Source organism: Thauera chlorobenzoica (assembly GCF_001922305.1).
Classification (GTDB): Bacteria; Pseudomonadota; Gammaproteobacteria; order Burkholderiales; family Rhodocyclaceae; genus Thauera; species Thauera chlorobenzoica.
This window is the reverse complement of sequence record NZ_CP018839.1, coordinates 2,054,593-2,069,880: the sequence shown is the minus strand read 5'-3', so window position 1 is coordinate 2,069,880 and position 15,288 is coordinate 2,054,593. Positions and strand designations below refer to the sequence as shown.

Annotated in this window: 13 protein-coding genes and 1 pseudogene; 12 read left to right on the top strand and 2 right to left on the bottom strand. The window is 68.6% G+C overall.

From position 1 onward, the window contains the following. Positions 1-4: 4 nt before the first annotated feature. Both Tchl_RS09565 and Tchl_RS09560 read right to left on the bottom strand, forming a co-directional pair. On the bottom strand, positions 5-1,852 hold the full coding sequence (locus Tchl_RS09565; protein ID WP_075148196.1) for an aldehyde ferredoxin oxidoreductase family protein: 1,848 nt from the start codon (positions 1,850-1,852) through the stop codon (positions 5-7). A 13-nt stretch (positions 1,853-1,865) separates the two neighbouring features. Beyond that, positions 1,866-2,345, bottom strand: a complete 480-nt coding sequence (locus tag Tchl_RS09560; RefSeq protein WP_075148195.1) for a 4Fe-4S dicluster domain-containing protein — start codon at positions 2,343-2,345, stop codon at positions 1,866-1,868. Positions 2,346-2,554: 209 nt separating this feature from the next. On the opposite strand from Tchl_RS09560, the gene Tchl_RS09555 reads away from it, so the two are divergent. The 12 genes and pseudogenes from Tchl_RS09555 to Tchl_RS09505 all read left to right on the top strand — a co-directional run bounded on the left by Tchl_RS09555 (position 2,555) and on the right by Tchl_RS09505 (position 15,282). After that, the gene (locus Tchl_RS09555) at positions 2,555-3,145 is read left to right on the top strand and encodes a UbiX family flavin prenyltransferase (RefSeq protein WP_075148194.1); all 591 of its coding nucleotides are present in this window, start codon (positions 2,555-2,557) and stop codon (positions 3,143-3,145) included. Positions 3,146-3,334: 189 nt separating this feature from the next. Continuing rightward, entirely contained in the window at positions 3,335-4,063 is a 729-nt protein-coding gene (locus Tchl_RS09550) for a GntR family transcriptional regulator (RefSeq protein ID WP_075148193.1), read from the top strand. Further along, a pseudogene (locus tag Tchl_RS18390) lies at positions 4,060-4,794 on the top strand (thiolase family protein); the annotation flags it as partial. The gene Tchl_RS09550 and the pseudogene Tchl_RS18390, both read left to right, overlap by 4 nt. Positions 4,795-4,896: 102 nt before the next feature. Then, on the top strand, positions 4,897-5,271 hold the full coding sequence (locus Tchl_RS18385; RefSeq protein WP_408646134.1) for a hypothetical protein: 375 nt from the start codon (positions 4,897-4,899) through the stop codon (positions 5,269-5,271). A gap of 145 nt (positions 5,272-5,416) precedes the next feature. After that, on the top strand, positions 5,417-6,952 hold the full coding sequence (locus Tchl_RS09540; protein ID WP_075148191.1) for an acyl-CoA synthetase: 1,536 nt from the start codon (positions 5,417-5,419) through the stop codon (positions 6,950-6,952). After that, positions 6,949-9,075, top strand: coding sequence for a hydantoinase/oxoprolinase family protein (locus Tchl_RS09535; RefSeq protein ID WP_075148190.1), 2,127 nt, complete (start codon positions 6,949-6,951; stop codon positions 9,073-9,075). The genes Tchl_RS09540 and Tchl_RS09535 overlap by 4 nt, the downstream gene beginning before the upstream one ends. Then, the gene (locus Tchl_RS09530; protein WP_075148189.1) at positions 9,072-10,778 is read left to right on the top strand and encodes a hydantoinase B/oxoprolinase family protein; all 1,707 of its coding nucleotides are present in this window, start codon (positions 9,072-9,074) and stop codon (positions 10,776-10,778) included. The genes Tchl_RS09535 and Tchl_RS09530 overlap by 4 nt, the downstream gene beginning before the upstream one ends. A 2-nt stretch (positions 10,779-10,780) precedes the next feature. Beyond that, entirely contained in the window at positions 10,781-11,914 is a 1,134-nt protein-coding gene (iaaF, locus tag Tchl_RS09525; protein WP_075148188.1) for a benzylmalonyl-CoA dehydrogenase, read from the top strand. Next, the gene (locus Tchl_RS09520) at positions 11,911-12,327 is read left to right on the top strand and encodes a cobalamin B12-binding domain-containing protein (RefSeq protein WP_083945208.1); all 417 of its coding nucleotides are present in this window, start codon (positions 11,911-11,913) and stop codon (positions 12,325-12,327) included. Before iaaF ends, Tchl_RS09520 begins: the two co-directional genes overlap by 4 nt. Continuing rightward, the gene (locus Tchl_RS09515) at positions 12,324-13,937 is read left to right on the top strand and encodes an acyl-CoA mutase large subunit family protein (protein ID WP_075148187.1); all 1,614 of its coding nucleotides are present in this window, start codon (positions 12,324-12,326) and stop codon (positions 13,935-13,937) included. Before Tchl_RS09520 ends, Tchl_RS09515 begins: the two co-directional genes overlap by 4 nt. Before the next feature lie 9 nt (positions 13,938-13,946). Next, a complete protein-coding gene (locus tag Tchl_RS09510) occupies positions 13,947-14,816 on the top strand; it encodes an FAD binding domain-containing protein (RefSeq protein ID WP_075148186.1) in 870 nt (289 codons plus the stop codon). After that, positions 14,800-15,282 (top strand): (2Fe-2S)-binding protein, encoded by a 483-nt coding sequence (locus tag Tchl_RS09505; protein ID WP_075148185.1) that lies wholly within the window; start codon positions 14,800-14,802, stop codon positions 15,280-15,282. Before Tchl_RS09510 ends, Tchl_RS09505 begins: the two co-directional genes overlap by 17 nt. Positions 15,283-15,288: the final 6 nt, after the last annotated feature.

The following is a 15,288-nucleotide window of genomic DNA, read 5'->3' as shown; positions in this document are numbered from 1 at the left end:
CGGCCTACAGGCCGAGGCGCTGCAGGGTCTGCGCGGTGGGCACGCCGTCCGGCGTCCACCCGCGCACCTGGTAGTACTGTGGCAGCATCTTGTCGAGCTGGTTCACCATCCCCTTCGCCGGCCCGGTCCTGGCCGGCTCCCGGGTCAGGCGCGGCGGCAGGGTGTCATCCTTGGCGGTGAGACCGGCGGCGTTGTTGAACTGGCGCTCCAGGTTCCAGATGCGCTCGCCGACCGCGTTGAGCTTGTCCATGCTCCAGTCGCCCTCGCACGCCGCCGCGATCTGCGGCTGCACGTCGGCCAGGGTCCACGCGAAGCTGGTGAACACGCAGATGCCGGCCGAGTCGAACACCGCGGTCGCATCCTGGAAGGCCTTCACCAGCTCGGCCTTGCCTTCGGTGACGTGGGGGTCGGTCTTGAGCGGAATGCCCATCACTTCGGAGGCCACGGTATAACCGCGCAGGTGGCAGGCGCCGCGGTTCGAGGTGGCGTAGGCGAGGCCCATGCCCTGGATGCCGCGCGCGTCGTAGGCGGGGAATTCCTGCCCCTTCACGCTCATCGACAGCTCGGGGTGGCCGTACTTCTCGCACAGGCGCTTGCTGCCCAGCCCCAGCTCCTTGCCGAAGCCCTCGCCGAGCGCGGTCATCTCAACCAGCTTCGCCAACGCTTCGGCGGAACCGAAGGGGGCCGGCAGGCCGATCCGGGCGTCGTCGAGCACGCCCATCTCGTAGAGCTCCATCGCCGCGCCGACGGTGGCGCCGAAGGAGATCGGGTCCATGCCCTGCTCGTTGCAGATCAGGTTGGCGTACTGCAGCGCCTCGAGGTCGCCAACGCCGTTGGCCGCACCGAGCGCCCACGCCGCCTCGTACTCGAGGCCGCCCGACGCCCCCCAGTACTTCGGGCTGTTCTTGACCGTGAAGTGGCCCTTGTCGATCTCGGAGATGCGGCCGCAGGCGATCGTGCAGCCGAAGCAGGCGGCGTTGGTGACGAGGTGGGTCTTGCCGTCGGACTCGCGCTTCTCGTGCATCGCCTCGGCGGAGATCTTCGAGGCGTCCTCGAACTGCACGTCACGGTGGTTGCGCGTGGGCAACGCACCGATCTCGTTGATCACGTTCATCAGCACCTGGGTGCCGTACCTGGGCAGGCCCTGGCCGGTGACCGCGTTGTCGGCGAGGACCTTCTTTGCCGCCGTGGTGGCCTGCAGGAAGGCGCCGAAGTCCCGGATGCCCGCCACCCCCTTGGTGCCGCGGATCGCCACCGCCTTCAGGTTCTTCGAGCCCATCACCGCGCCCACCCCCGAGCGTCCGGCAGCGCGGTGCAGGTCATTGACGATGCAGGCGAACAGCACCTGGTTCTCGCCGGCGACGCCAATCGAGGACACACGCACCAGCGGGTCCTGCAGCACGTGCCGGATCTGCTCTTCGGTTTCCCAGCAGCTCTTGCCCCACAGGCCGGCGGCATCGCGCAGCTCGGCCCGGTCATTCTCGATGTAGAGCCAGACCGGCTTCGGCGAGCGGCCCTCAAAGATCACCATGTCCCAACCGGCGAACTTCATTTCGGCACCGAAGAAACCGCCCGAGTTCGAACAGGCGATCGCCCCGGTCAGGGGCCCCTTGGTGACGACGGTGTAGCGCCCGCCGGTGGAGGCCATGGTGCCGGTCAGCGGGCCGGTGGCCATGATCATCTTGTTGGCGGGCGACAGCGGATCGACGCAAGGGTCGATCTCGGACACCAGGTACTTGGTGGCCAGGCCGCGCGAGCCGAGGTAGTCCTGCACCCACTGCATGTTCAGCGGCTCTTCGGTACAGCTGCCGGCGGTGAGGTTCACCCGCAGGATCTTGCGATTCCATCCCATGACGCGTCCTCCTTCAGGAAGCGGCCGAAGCCGGCGTGTTGGCCTTCGCGGCCCAGGCGCGCATGCGCTCGATACCGGTCCAGTCGGCGTCCACATAGGTGATCGCCGCGGTCGGACAGGCTTTCGCACAGGCCGGATCGCCTTCGCACAGGTCGCACTTCTGCACCTTGCCGGTGTCCTGGTTGTAGTTGATCGTGCCGAACGGACAGGCGATCGTGCACACCTTGCAGCCGACGCAGCTGTCCTCGAACACCATCTTCGCACCGGTCGCGAGGTCGATCCGGATCGCATCGACCGGACAGGAATTCAGGCACCAGGCCTCGGTGCATTGGGTGCAGGTGTACGGCACCTTGCGGCCTTCGTGCTCGAAGTTGAACACCTTGATGCGCGACTTGCTGGGATTGATGACCCCGGTGTGCTCGTAGGAACAGGCCATCTCGCATTGCAGACAGCCGGTGCACTTGGCGGGATCAATGTGCAGCGCTTTCCACATCGATCGTCTCCTGGTCGTTGGTGGCTCGACAACGTGCGGGGCACGACGCGGCGCGAGGCCGGAACGCAGGATTGGGCCGCCCCGCAGGCCGCATCAACAGCCTGGAAAGCATACGCCGCGACGATGACCAGTCAACCCGGGAATGCCCCGCCCACCACCGCGCAACGCGCATTGCCCATATTAGAATGGGCCATGGCCGGAGAACACACATGAAGCGGATCATCATCGGCATTTCCGGCGCGTCGGGCGTCATCTACGGCATCCGGGCGCTGCAGGCCTTGAAGGCGATGGCGGACATCGAAACCCATCTGATCTTCTCCCCTTCGGCGAAGCGGACCGTCGTCGAGGAGACCGAGTGGACGGTGGCGCAGGTCGAGGCCCTGGCCGATGTGCTCCACCCCCACGGCGACATCGGCGCCTCGATCGCCAGCGGCTCGTTCCGCACCGCGGGAATGCTGGTTGCGCCGTGCTCGATCAAGACCCTGTCGGGCATCGTCCATTCCTACAACGACAACCTCCTGACACGCGCCGCCGATGTCTGCCTCAAAGAGCGCCGCCCCCTGGTGCTGATGGTGCGGGAGACGCCCCTGCACCTCGGACACCTCGAAATGATGGCCCGGGCGGCCCGCTACGGGGCCGTGATCCTGCCCCCGGTGCCTGCGTTCTACAGCAAGCCGCAAAGCCTCGGCGACATCGTCGATCACAGCGTAGGCAAGGCGCTCGATCTGTTCGACATCGAACACCCGTTGATGAAGCGCTGGAAAGAAGAACCCGCCCCCCCGCCCGGCGCAGGCACATGAACGCCAGGCTCCGCCGGCGCTGAGACCAGCGCTGCGTCCTGTCCTGCACAGCGCAGGTCCGGCGGCCGTGCACGGCCCGCCCAGCGCACTGCGGAGTGCCGATCGAACGGTTTACATCGCAAAAAATACTGTATACAGTATTCATCAACGATTTCCGCTCACCTGATCCGGCTCCACAAGGCTTCCCCGATGGCTTCGACGCTCTCCCCTCTCAAGCCCATAGAACGGCCGCTCGCCCTCGGCGAGCAGGTCTATCACAAGCTGCGCGCCTCCATCCGCGACGGCTTGATCGCCGGCGGCCAGCCCCTGCAGGAAGTGCAGCTCGCCGAGCAGCTCGGCGTGTCCCGCACGCCGGTACGCGAAGCGTTGCGCCGCCTGTCGAGCGAAGGCCTGCTCGCTTCCGACGGGCGCAGCTTCATCGTCCCCGAGCTGACCCTGGACGACGTCAACGACATCTATGAGATCCGTTCCCTGGTCGAGCCTGCGGCGATCCGCCACGTCGCCCGCTTCACCACTTCGGCCGAAGTGCGCCGCCCGCTCGACGAGGCGTTGCAGGCCGCGACGCGCGCCCACGAACAGGGCGACGCCGATGCCTTCCGCGGCGCCAACATCCGCTTCCGCGCCGCCTGGCTGGCGCTGGTGCCCAACCCCCGCCTCGTCCACATCATCGAGCAGTATGCGGATCACATGCAGCGGATCCGCCGCCTGACGCTCGACGACTACGCCACCCGCAAGATCGTGCTGCATGGCCTGGGGCGGCTCGCTGCCGCGCTGGGGACCGGGGACGGCGAGCTCGCCGCAGCGGCGATGCTCGAACACCTCGGCCAGGCCCGGGTCGCATTCATCCACGCCGTAGGCCTGGACGACAGCTGGCCCGCCGTGCTCACCACCAGAACGGATCCCGGAGTTTCCCCATGAAGTACAGCGCAGAAATTCCCTACGGCGCCTACTGGAGCACCCCCTTCGCGCGCTGGCAAGGCAGCTTTTCCAACCTGCACAGCATCGAGTTTGCCGCCCACGTGGCGCGCCACGAGCTCGGCCGCCGGAACATCGACCCGGCGATCCTGGACTACGGCGTGCTCGGTTTCTCGGTGCCGCAAAAGCACGCCTTCTACGGCCTGCCCTGGCTCACCGGGCTGATCGGCGCACCCCGCGCGGGCGGGCCGACGATGATGCAGGCCTGCGCCACCGGGGTGCGCACCCTGCTCGCCGCGGTCCAGGAAGTCGACGCCGGCCTGGCCAGCGTCGCGCTCGCGATCAACTGCGACCGCACCTCCAACGGCCCCCACCTGTACTACCCGAACCCGCGCGCGCCCGGCGGCACCGGCAGCGCCGAAAACTGGGTCATGGACAACTTCGGCTGCGACCCCCTCGGCGGCCATTCGATGCTGCAGACCGCCGAAAACGTCGCCGCCCGGCACGGCGTGACGACCGCGCAGCAGCACGAAATCGTGCTTCGCCGCGAACAACAGTACGCGCAGGCGCTGGAAAACGACGCGGCCTTCCTGAAGCGCTTCATGAGCCTGCCGTTCGACGTACCGAGCGCCGATTTCCGCAAGACCGTCGCCACCCTCGACGGCGACGAAGGGGTGGTGCGCTCGAGCGCCGAAAGCCTGGCCCGGCTGAAACCGGTCGCGGCCGGCGGAACGATCACCTACGGCGGCCAGACCCACCCGGCCGACGGCAACGCCGCGATCCTCGTCACGACCCCCGAGCGCGCACGCGAGCTGTCCCGCGACCCGGCGATCGCGGTGCGCCTGCACGGCTTCGGCCTCGCCCGGGCGGAGCTCGCCTACATGCCCGAGGCGACCATCCCGGCGGCCCGCAACGCCCTCGCCCAGGCCGGCCGTGGGATCGCCGACATCGACGCGGTGAAGACCCACAACCCGTTCGCGGTCAACGACCTGGTGTTCGCCCGTGAAACCGGCGCCGACCTGATGCGCATGAACAACTACGGCTGTTCCCTGGTCTGGGGCCATCCGCAGGCGCCGATGGGGACGCGCGCGATCATCGAGCTGATCGAGGAACTCGCGCTGCGCGGCGGCGGTTTCGGCCTGTTTTCCGGCTGCGCCGCCGGCGACACGGCGATGGCCGTCGTCCTCGAAGTGGGAGATGCCCACGCCTGAACTGCAGTCCCTCACCCCGCGACCGCTGGCCGGAAGAGGCGTGTGCAACGCCCACCGCGGGGGAACGCCCCGAAGATCGACAACCGCTTGAAGCGTACACGGCGCGACAGACGCCGGACGCAGCTGACGACAAAGGAGGAGGAGCATGGGGCTCTGGCAGTGGATTGCGCGTCACGCCGCAGCGACGCCCGGCAAGGTCGCGCTCCGCTTCGGCGGGCAGGACCTGAACTATGCACAGTTCGCCGCACGGATCGAGCGCTTCGCCGCGGCGCTCGACGCCACCGGCAGCGGGCACGGCAAGTGCGTCGCCTATCTCGGTCACAACCGTCCGGAGACGCTCGTCGCGCTGTTCGCCTGCGCCCGCCTGGGCGCCCTGTTCATGCCGATGAACTGGCGCCTGGCCGGCGCCGAGCACCGCCGCCTGCTCGAGGACTGCCCACCGGCGGTGCTGATCGCGGAAAGTCCGTTCGCCGACGCGATCGACGACCTCCGGCGAACGCTCCCCGACGCCACCCTGGTGGCGCTGGGCCCGCTGCCCGCGGGCTGGATCGGGCTCGAAGCCTTCCTCGCCCGCGCCGAAGGCCGCACCACGCCCCCGGCCGGCGATGACACCGCGACGCCGCTGCTGATCTGCTACACCTCGGGGTCGACGGGCAAGCCCCGCGGCGTGCTGCTGAGCCAGGACGCCCTGATCTGGAACGCGGCCAACAGCATCGACCTGCACGGTCTGACCGCCAGCGACCGCGTCCTCGTCAACCTGCCCCTGTTCCACGTCGGCGGCCTCAACAACCAGACCACCCCGGCGCTGTCGGTCGGCGCCACCGTGGTGCTGCAGCCCAAGTTCGACGCCGATGCCACGTTCGATGCGATCGAGCGCGAGCGCATCACCCTCACCGTGCTCGTCCCCACCCAGATCGAGATGATGCTCGCCCATCCGCGCTGGGCCGACGCCGACCTCTCCAGCCTGCGCATGATCTCCACCGGCTCGACGATCGTCCCCGAGCGCCTGGTCCACGCCCTGCTCGAGCGCGGCATCCCGCTGGTGTCGATCTACGGCGCCACCGAAACCTGTCCGATCGCCGCCTGCCTGCGCCCCGAGGACGTCGCCCGCAAGCCTGCCTCCACCGGCCGCGCCGCGCGCTACACCCGCATCCGCCTCATCGACGGCGCCGGGCACGACGTCCCCGCGGGCGTGACCGGCGAGATCCTGGTCCAGGGCCCGAACGTGATGAGCGGCTACTGGAACGACCCGCACGGCACCGCCGCCGCCTTTGTCGACGGCTGGTTCCGCAGCGGCGACATGGGCCACCAGGACGACGAAGGCTATCTCTACATCGACGGCCGCAAGAAGGACCTGATCATTTCCGGCGGCGAGAACATCTATCCCGCCGAAATCGAAGCGGTGCTCGCCGAAGCCCCGCAGATCGCCGAAGTCACCGTCGTTGGCCGCCCCCATCCGCGCTGGGGCGAGATCGTCGTCGCCGTCGTGGTCGTCGCCGAAGGCCACGAACTGAACGCGGCGCAGGTCCTGCAGATTCTCGAAGGACGCATCGCCCGCTACAAGCTTCCCAAGGAGGTGGTGTTTACCGACCAGCTGCCGCGCACCGCCCTGGGCAAGATCCGCAAAGACGACGTGCGCCGGCTGGTCGCACGGCCGTCCCACCTGGAGCACATCCAATGACGCTGAAGATCGGGATCGACGTCGGCGGCACGTTCACGGACTTTGTCGTGATCCACGGCACGGCCGAGCCGGCGATATTCAAGACCTTGTCGACACCTGCGGATCCGTCGATCGCCGTCGTGAACGGCCTCGCCGAAATCGCCGCGAGCATGGACCCGCCACTGACGCTGGAGGCGCTGGCCGCGCGCATCGACACCATCGTGCACGGCACCACGGTGACGACCAACGCCACCCTCACCGGCACCGGGGCGAAATGCGGCCTGCTGACCACCGCCGGCGTGCGCGACGCCCTCGAGATGCGCCGCGGCATCCGCGAGGAGCAGTACAACAACCGCTACACCAACGTCAAACCGCTGGTGCCGCGCTACCTGCGCCAGGGCATCGGCGGCCGCCTCGACCGCGACGGCAACGAAATCGCCCCCCTCGACGAGGCCGAACTGGACGCGGCGATCGCGCTGCTGGGCGACGAGAAGGTCGACGCGGTGGCGATCTGCTTCATGAACTCGTTCGCCAATCCGGCCCACGAACGTGCCGCCGCCGAGCGCGTGCGCCGTGCCCTGCCCGGCGCCCACCTGTCGGTGTCGACCGATCTGCTGCCTTCGATCCGCTTCTACGAGCGCCTGAGCACCACCGCGCTCAACGCCTACGTCGGCCCCAAGCTCAACCACTACCTCGACCAGCTCGTCGGCCGCCTGAAAGGCATCGGCTTCGGCGGCCTGCTGCTGATCATGCAGTCCAACGGCGGCGTGATCTCGCCCCAGCTCGCCCGCGAGCGCGCCGCCCTCACCCTGCTCTCCGGGCCGGCCGGCGGCCCCGGCGCCGGGCTGTTCTACGTGCGCCCCCATGGCCAGGACAAGTGCATCGTCACCGACATGGGCGGGACCAGCTTCGAGACCTCGATCGCGGTCGGCACGCCGATGCTCAAGAACGACGGCGAGATCGCCCGCTACAAGATCGCGCTGCCGATGCTCGACATCCACACCATCGGCGCCGGCGGCGGCTCGATCGGCTGGATCGACGAAGGCGGCCTGCTGCGCATGGGGCCGCAAAGCGCCGGCGCCGATCCGGGGCCGGCCTGCTACGGCCGCGGCGGCACCCTGCCCGCGACCACCGACGCCAACGTCGTGCTCGGCTACCTCGACCCCGAGTTCTTCGCCGGCGGCAAGATGAAGCTCGACCTCGACGCCGCGCGCCGCGCGATCGAGGAGCACATCGCCCGCCCGCTCGGACTGTCCATCGAGGACGCCGCCGCCGGCATGTACCGGGTGGCGTGCAACAGCATGGCGCAGGGGGTGCGCGAGGTCACCATCAAGCGCGGCTTCGATCCGCGCGAGTTCCCGCTCATTCCCGCCGGCGGCGCCGGCCCGATCCACTCCTGCCTGATCTGCGACGAGCTCGAGATCCCGCTCCAGATCGTGCCGCGCGAGTCATCCGTGCTGTGCGCCTTCGGCATGCTGATGAGCGAGCTCAAGCACGACTTCGTGCGCACCTTCGTCTCCCGCCTCGACGCCGTCGACTGGGCCCGCCTCGACGCCGCGATCGACGACATGGCCGCCGAGGGCGCCGCCCAGCTCGACGCCGAACGCATCCCGCCGGCGCGCCGCCGCTTCGAGATCAAGTTCGACTGCCGCTACGTCAAGCAGTACCACGAAGTCTCGTTCGCGGTCGCGCGCGAGCACCTCGAGCGCCACGACCTCGCCGCCATCGCCGCCGCCTTCCACGCCGAGCACAACCGGCTCTACGGCTACGAGCTCGCCCAGGAGCACACTCCGGTGGAAATCATCAACGTGCGCGTGCAGGCGATCGGCCTCACCGACAAGCCGCAGGCGCACGAGAAGGCCTGGGGCGGCGAAGACGCCGGCCACGCGCGCAAGGGCGAACGCCCGGTGTACATCCCGGAGAGCCGCGGCTTCGACACTGTGCCGGTCTACGACGGCCACCGCCTGCGTTTCGGCAACCGCATCACCGGCCCGGCGATGATCGAGCAGGAGACGACGGCGATCTTCGTCAGCGCCGCCTACGACTGCGTCATCGACGCGCTCGGCTCCTTCTCGCTCTACCGCAAAGGCCGCGAAGATCTCGTCCAGTCCTGCATCCGCGAACAGAAGGAGGCCGTGGCATGAGCACCCCCGAACAGCGCGCCGCAATCGATCCGATCCTGCTCTCGGTCTATGCGCGGACCTTCAAGTCGATCACCGACGAGATGAGCATCTCGATGGAGCAGACCACCCGCTCGCCGATCCTGTGCGAGGCCAAGGACTACGTCACCGGCCTCTACGACGGCGACGGCAACATGCTCGAGCAGACCGAGAACCTGCCCATCCTCGCGTTCTCGCTGGCGCCGGTGTGCAAGTACATCAAGGACTACTTCGGCGACGACCTCCACCCGGGCGACGTCATCTTCCACAACGACGTCTTCAGCCTGGGCAACCAGAACAACGACGTCGCGGTGTTCAAGCCGATCTTCTTCGAAGGCCGGCTGGTCGCGTGGACCGCGGTCAAGGGCCACCAGGCCGACATCGGCGGCAACGTGCGCGGCGGCTACAACCCGAACGCGGTCGAAGTGTGGCAGGAGGCGCTGCGCATCCCGCCGGTCAAGGTGGTGGAGAAGGGCAAGCTGCGCAAGGACGTGTGGAACCTGATCTTCGCCAACATCCGCCTCGACATCGTGCAGCACGACATGAAGGCCGAGATGGGCGCGTGCACGGTCGGCGAGCGCCGCCTGCTCGAGCTGCTCGGCAAGTACGGGGTGGCGAGCTACGAAGCGCACAAGAGCGCGCTGTTCGATGCCACCCGGCGGATGATGGAAGCGGAGATCGCCAAGATTCCCAACGGCCGCTATTCGGGAGAGGGCTACGTCTACTACGACGGCCGCCATGAAGGCAGCAAGTTCACCATCCGCGTCGACATCGAGGTCGCCGACCGCTCGATCCGCTTCGACTATTCGCGCACCGACCCGCAGACCAACGGCTTCGTCAACGGCACCTTCACCTCCAGCGCCTCGGCCACCATCCTCACCTTGCTGCAGATGGTCAATCCCGACATCCCGCACAACGAGGGCATGGTCCAGCCGATCGAGATCGTGATCCCCGAAGGCACCCTGCTCAACGCCTCCTATCCGAAAGCCACCACCTTCGGCAACCACCTCTGCCCGCCCAACGCCGACGCCATCCAGCGCGCACTCGCGCCGGTGATGCCCGACCGCGTCACCGCGGGCTGGAACAACCTGCTGTGCTCGCTCACCACCGGCATCGACCCGAAGAACAACGAGGCCTACGTCGACATCGGCTTCATGGGCCTGAAGGGCGGCTCGGGGGCGATGCGCGGCACCGACGGCTACGACCACATCGGCATGATCGACGCCTCCGGCGGGGTGCTCGACCAGGACTACGAGATGTTCGAGCAGCAGACCCCGCACCGCCTGATCCGCCACGAACTGCTGACCGACTCGGCCGGCGCCGGCCAGTGGCGCGGCGGGCTCGGGGTGGAGACGATCTTCGAGATCGGCTCCGACGACACCCAGCTGGTGACCTTCGGCGACGGCGATTTCGAGCCCGCGTTCGGCCTCTTCGGCGGCGGTGAGGGCGGGCTCAACTTCATCCGCCTGCACTACCCCGATGGCACCGTCGTGGTGCCGAAGAACAAGGACCTGATCACCGGCGTGCCCAAGGGCACGATCTACCACCAGGTCGCCAGCGGCGGCGGCGGCTACGGCGACCCGAAGCGACGCAGCCGCAAGGCGCTCGCCGAGGAGGTCCGCAACGGCGTGATCTCGGCCGCGGCGGCGCGCACCCTGTACGGCTATGAACCGGAGCAGGCGGCCTGACCATGGACTTCGATCTGAACGAAGAACAGCAGGCCATCCGCGACACCTTCGCGCGCTTTTGCGACACGCGCATCGCCCCCCAGGCCGCCGCCCTCGACGAGGCCCGCGCCTATCCCCGCGCGCTGATGCGCGAACTGGCCGCGCTCGGCTTTGTCGGCATGCGCTACCCGGAGGAGGCCGGCGGCAGCGGACTCGGCCTCACCGAGTACTGCCTCGCCCTCGCCGAGATCGCGCGCGGCTCGATGTCGCTCGCCGGGGCGGCGGCGATGCAGTCGCTGATGGGCACGAAGTTCCTCCACATACTCGGCAGCCCCGACATCATCGAGCGCCTGTTCAAGCCCGCCCTCGCCGGCGACAAGATCGGCGCGATCTGCATGACCGAACCGGGCGCCGGCTCCGACCTCGCGGGCATCGCCACCCAGGCCCGCAAGGTCGACGGCGGCTACGTCCTCAACGGGCGCAAGACCTGGATCACCGCTGCCCCGGTGGCCGATTTCTTCACCGTGTTCGCGCGCGCCGGCGAGGAGAAAAAGCTGACGATCTTCCTCGTCGAGAAGGACTTCCCCGGCCTCGTCATCGGGCGCGCGATCCACAAGATGGGCGTGTGGGCGCTGCCGACTTCCGAGCTCGCCTTCGACGACTGCTTCGTGCCCGACAGCCACCGCCTGTCGAAGGAGGAAGGCGACGGCGAAGCCCACCTCAGGAAGACTCTCGCCGAGATCCGCATCCTCACCGGCGCGATGGCGCTCGGCGGCGCGCGCGCCGCACTCGCCGAGGCGGTGCGCTACGCCGGCGAGCGCGTCCAGTTCGGCAAGCCGATCGACCGCTTCCAGGCGATCCAGCTCAAGCTCGCCGAGATGGCGACCAGCCTCGAGGCCGCCACCCACCTCGTCCACTATGCCGCCTGGCTGCACGGCGCCGGCCGCCCCCACCACAAGGAGGCGGCGATGGCGAAGCTGTTCGCCACCGAGACCGCGGCCACCGTGTGCGACCAGGCCGCGCGCGTGTTCGCCTCCTACGGCTACGCGATGGAGTACCCGGTGCAGCGTTACCTGCGCGACATCCGCTTCACCCTGATCGGTGGCGGCACCAGCGAAATTCTCAAGCTCATCATTGCAAAGGAGGTCAGCGCATGAGCTCACCGACCCCGGCGATGCCGGCACGCCGGATCCGCGTCCTGCTCGCCAAGCCCGGCCTCGACGGCCACGACCAGGGCGCCAAGATCGTCGCCCGCGCGATGATGGACGCCGGCTTCGAGGTCATCTACACCGGCCTGCGCCAGACCCCGGAGGCGGTCGCCCGCATCGCCCTCGACGAGGACGTCGACGTCGTCGCGCTCTCGAGCATGGCCGGCTCGCACCTGCCCTTCTGCCGCAAGCTCAAGCCCCTGCTCGAAGCCGGCGGCCTCACCGACAAGCTGTGGATGATCGGCGGCAACCTGCCCGCCCAGGACCACGGCGCCCTGCGCGAACTGGGCTTCGCGGGCATCTTTCCCACCGGTTCGCGGCTCGAGGCGGTGGTGTCCTACATCCGGGAGAACGCCCCATGAACGACCGCGCCCCAGTCGAACCGAAAGCCGTGATCAACGAGTCCGGCCTCGAAGTGAAGCCGCTGTACACCCGGGCCGACGTCGACGCCAGCGGCGGCGAGGCGATGATCGGCGCCCCCGGCGAATACCCCTTCACCCGCGGCATCCACCGCCTGATGTACCGCAAGCAGCCATGGACGATGCGCCAGTACGCCGGCTTCGGCAATCCGCGCGACACCAACCAGCGCTTCAAGTACCTGATCGCCAACGGCCAGACCGGGCTCAACGTCGCCTTCGACCTGCCCACCCAGATCGGCCTCGACTCGGACGATCCGCTCGCCGAAGGCGAGATCGGCCGCGTCGGCATGTCGATCGACACCTTGCGCGACTTCGAGCTCGCCTTCGACGGCATCGACCTCGACAAGATCACCGTGTCGATGACGATCAACGGCGCCGCGGCGATCGCGATCGCGATGTACCTGGCGATGGCGGAAAAGCGCGGCTATGACGTCACCAAACTGCGCGGCACCGCGCAGAACGACATCCTCAAGGAATTCATCGGCCGCGGCACCTGGATCTTCCCGGTCGAGCCCTCGATCCGGCTGGTCGGCGACACCATCGAGTACTGTGCCCGCCACGCCCCCAAGTACAGCCCGGTGTCGGTCTGCGGCTATCACATCCGCGAATCGGGGGCGACCCCGGCGCAGGAGATGGCCTACGCGTTCTGCATCGCCCGCGCCTACGCCGACGAGGCGATCCGGCGCGGCCTCCACGTCGACGAGTTCGCCGGCCGCCTGTCCTACAACTTCAACATCTTCGGCAACCTCTTCGAGCAGGTGGCGAAGTTCCGCGCCGGGCGCAGCCTGTGGGCCAAGATCATGAAGGAGGAATACAAGGCGGAGAGCCCGGGCTCGATGTGGCTGCGCATGATCGCCGCCGGCGGCGGCGGCGGGCTGACCTTCGAGCAGCCCGAGCTGAACATCGTGCGCGGCGCCTACTACGCCCTGATCAGCGCCCTGTCGGGCACCCAGACGATGGCGCTGTGCTCCTACGACGAGGCCTACACCATTCCTACCGAGTATTCGGCACGGATCTCGCTGCGCACCATGCAGATCCTGATCGAGGAGATGGGGCTGACCGAGACCGTCGACCCGCTCGGCGGCTCCTGGTACGTCGAGACGATGACCAACCAGATGCGCGCGAAGATGGAGGAAATCATCGCCGAGACCGATGCCGAAGGCGGCATCGTCAAGCTGATCTCGGAAGGGGCGATCCAGGCCAAGGTCTCCGCCCAGGCCTACCGGATGCAGCAGAACATCGAGTCGGGCGCCTTCCCCAAGGTCGGCGTCAACTGCTACCGCAACGAGCACGAGGACGAGCACCCGGTCGAATTCCACCCCTACAACGAAGACGACGCCCGCGCCCAGATCGCCAGCCTGGCCCAGGTCCGCGCCGAGCGCGACGCCGACGCGGTGGCGCGCGCGCTCGCCCGCGTCGGCGCCGATGCCCGCGACGGCGCCAACGTGATGCCGGCGATCGTCGACGCGGTCAAGGCCTATGCCAGCGTCGGCGAGATCACCCGCGAGCTGGTGAAGGTCTTCGGCCGCTACCAGGAACCGATCCGCTTCTGAGGAAACCGCATGAACACCATCGAACGCTATCTTGCGCCGACCTGTCTGGAAGAGGCGCTCGACTGCCTCCACCGGCACGACGGCGTCACCATCCTCGCCGGCGGCACCGACCTGATGCCGCAGAGCCGGGCCGGACGCATCCGCATCCAGCCCACCCTGCTCAACATCCGCCGCATTCCCGAACTGCAGGGCATCACCCTCGAGGACGGCGCGCTCCGCATCGGCGCGCTCACCACCATCACCGAGCTGCTCGCCAGCGAGCTGGTGCGCACCCGCCTGCCGGCGCTGGCCGAGGCCTGCAACCGCTTCGCCAGCGACCAGATCCGCAACACGGCCACGATCGGCGGCAACATCAGCAACGCTTCGCCGGCCGGCGACACCCTCGTGCCGCTGCTCGCCCTCGACGCCGAAGTCGAGCTCGCAGCCAAGCCCAACGGCCACATCGCCCGCCGCCGGCTGCCGATCGCCAACTACTTCACCGGCCCCGGCCGGACCCGGCGCGAGCCCCACGAACTGCTCGCCGGGGTGCGCATCCCGCTCCCCGCGCCGGGCCGGGTAGCGCACTTCTTCAAGTTCGGCACCCGCCCCGCGCTCGACATCTCGACGATCTCGATCGCGATCGCCGGCACCCTCGTCGATGGCGCCCTCGGCGACGTGCGCGTCGCCTTCGGCGCGGTCGCCCCCACTCCGGTCCGCGCCCGCCGCACCGAGGCCGTGCTCGAAGGCCGCCCCCTGACCCCGGCGACGATCGAGGGCGCCGCCGCCGTGGCGCGCGACGAAGTCGACCCGATCGACGACGTCCGCGCCAGCGCCTGGTACCGCAAGGAACTGATCCACAACATGACCAAGAGGATGCTCGACCATGTCGCTCAAGCATGACATCGAATTCACCCTGAACGGCGTCCGGCGGCGGGTCACCGTGCCGGTCGACATGAGCGCGCTGGAGATGCTGCGCAACGTCCTCGGCCTCACCGGCACCAAGTACGGCTGCGGCGAAGGCGAGTGCGGCGCGTGCACGATCCGGGTCGACGGCACGACGATGAACGCCTGCCTGATGTTCGCCGCCGACTGCGACGGGCGCGAGCTGGTGACCATCGAAGGGCTCGCCGGCGAGCAGCGCAGCGAGGCCTTGCGCGCCGCCTTCGTCGAGCACGGTGCGGTGCAGTGCGGCTTCTGCACGCCGGGGATGGTGATGCAGGCCAGCCACGTCCTCGACGCCCACCCGGACGCCGACGAGGCCACGATCAAGCGCGGCATCGAGGGCAACCTGTGCCGCTGCACCGGCTACCGCAAGATCGTCGACGCGATCTCAGCCACGACCACGTCGTGCTGTGGCGGCCACTGAGGAGGG

Bases quoted from the DNA above. Each gene is read 5' to 3' on its own strand.
- Tchl_RS09565 (WP_075148196.1), bottom strand. From the start codon at position 1,852: ATGGGATGGAATCGCAAGATCCTGCGGGTGAACCTCACCGCCGGCAGC.
- iaaF (WP_075148188.1), top strand. From the start codon at position 10,781: ATGGACTTCGATCTGAACGAAGAACAGCAGGCCATCCGCGACACCTTC.
- Tchl_RS09540 (WP_075148191.1), top strand. From the start codon at position 5,417: ATGGGGCTCTGGCAGTGGATTGCGCGTCACGCCGCAGCGACGCCCGGC.
- Tchl_RS09515 (WP_075148187.1), top strand. From the start codon at position 12,324: ATGAACGACCGCGCCCCAGTCGAACCGAAAGCCGTGATCAACGAGTCC.
- Tchl_RS09560 (WP_075148195.1), bottom strand. From the start codon at position 2,345: ATGTGGAAAGCGCTGCACATTGATCCCGCCAAGTGCACCGGCTGTCTG.
- Tchl_RS09555 (WP_075148194.1), top strand. From the start codon at position 2,555: ATGAAGCGGATCATCATCGGCATTTCCGGCGCGTCGGGCGTCATCTAC.
- Tchl_RS09510 (WP_075148186.1), top strand. From the start codon at position 13,947: ATGAACACCATCGAACGCTATCTTGCGCCGACCTGTCTGGAAGAGGCG.
- Tchl_RS09535 (WP_075148190.1), top strand. From the start codon at position 6,949: ATGACGCTGAAGATCGGGATCGACGTCGGCGGCACGTTCACGGACTTT.
- Tchl_RS09505 (WP_075148185.1), top strand. From the start codon at position 14,800: ATGTCGCTCAAGCATGACATCGAATTCACCCTGAACGGCGTCCGGCGG.
- Tchl_RS09520 (WP_083945208.1), top strand. From the start codon at position 11,911: ATGAGCTCACCGACCCCGGCGATGCCGGCACGCCGGATCCGCGTCCTG.
- Tchl_RS09530 (WP_075148189.1), top strand. From the start codon at position 9,072: ATGAGCACCCCCGAACAGCGCGCCGCAATCGATCCGATCCTGCTCTCG.
- Tchl_RS09550 (WP_075148193.1), top strand. From the start codon at position 3,335: ATGGCTTCGACGCTCTCCCCTCTCAAGCCCATAGAACGGCCGCTCGCC.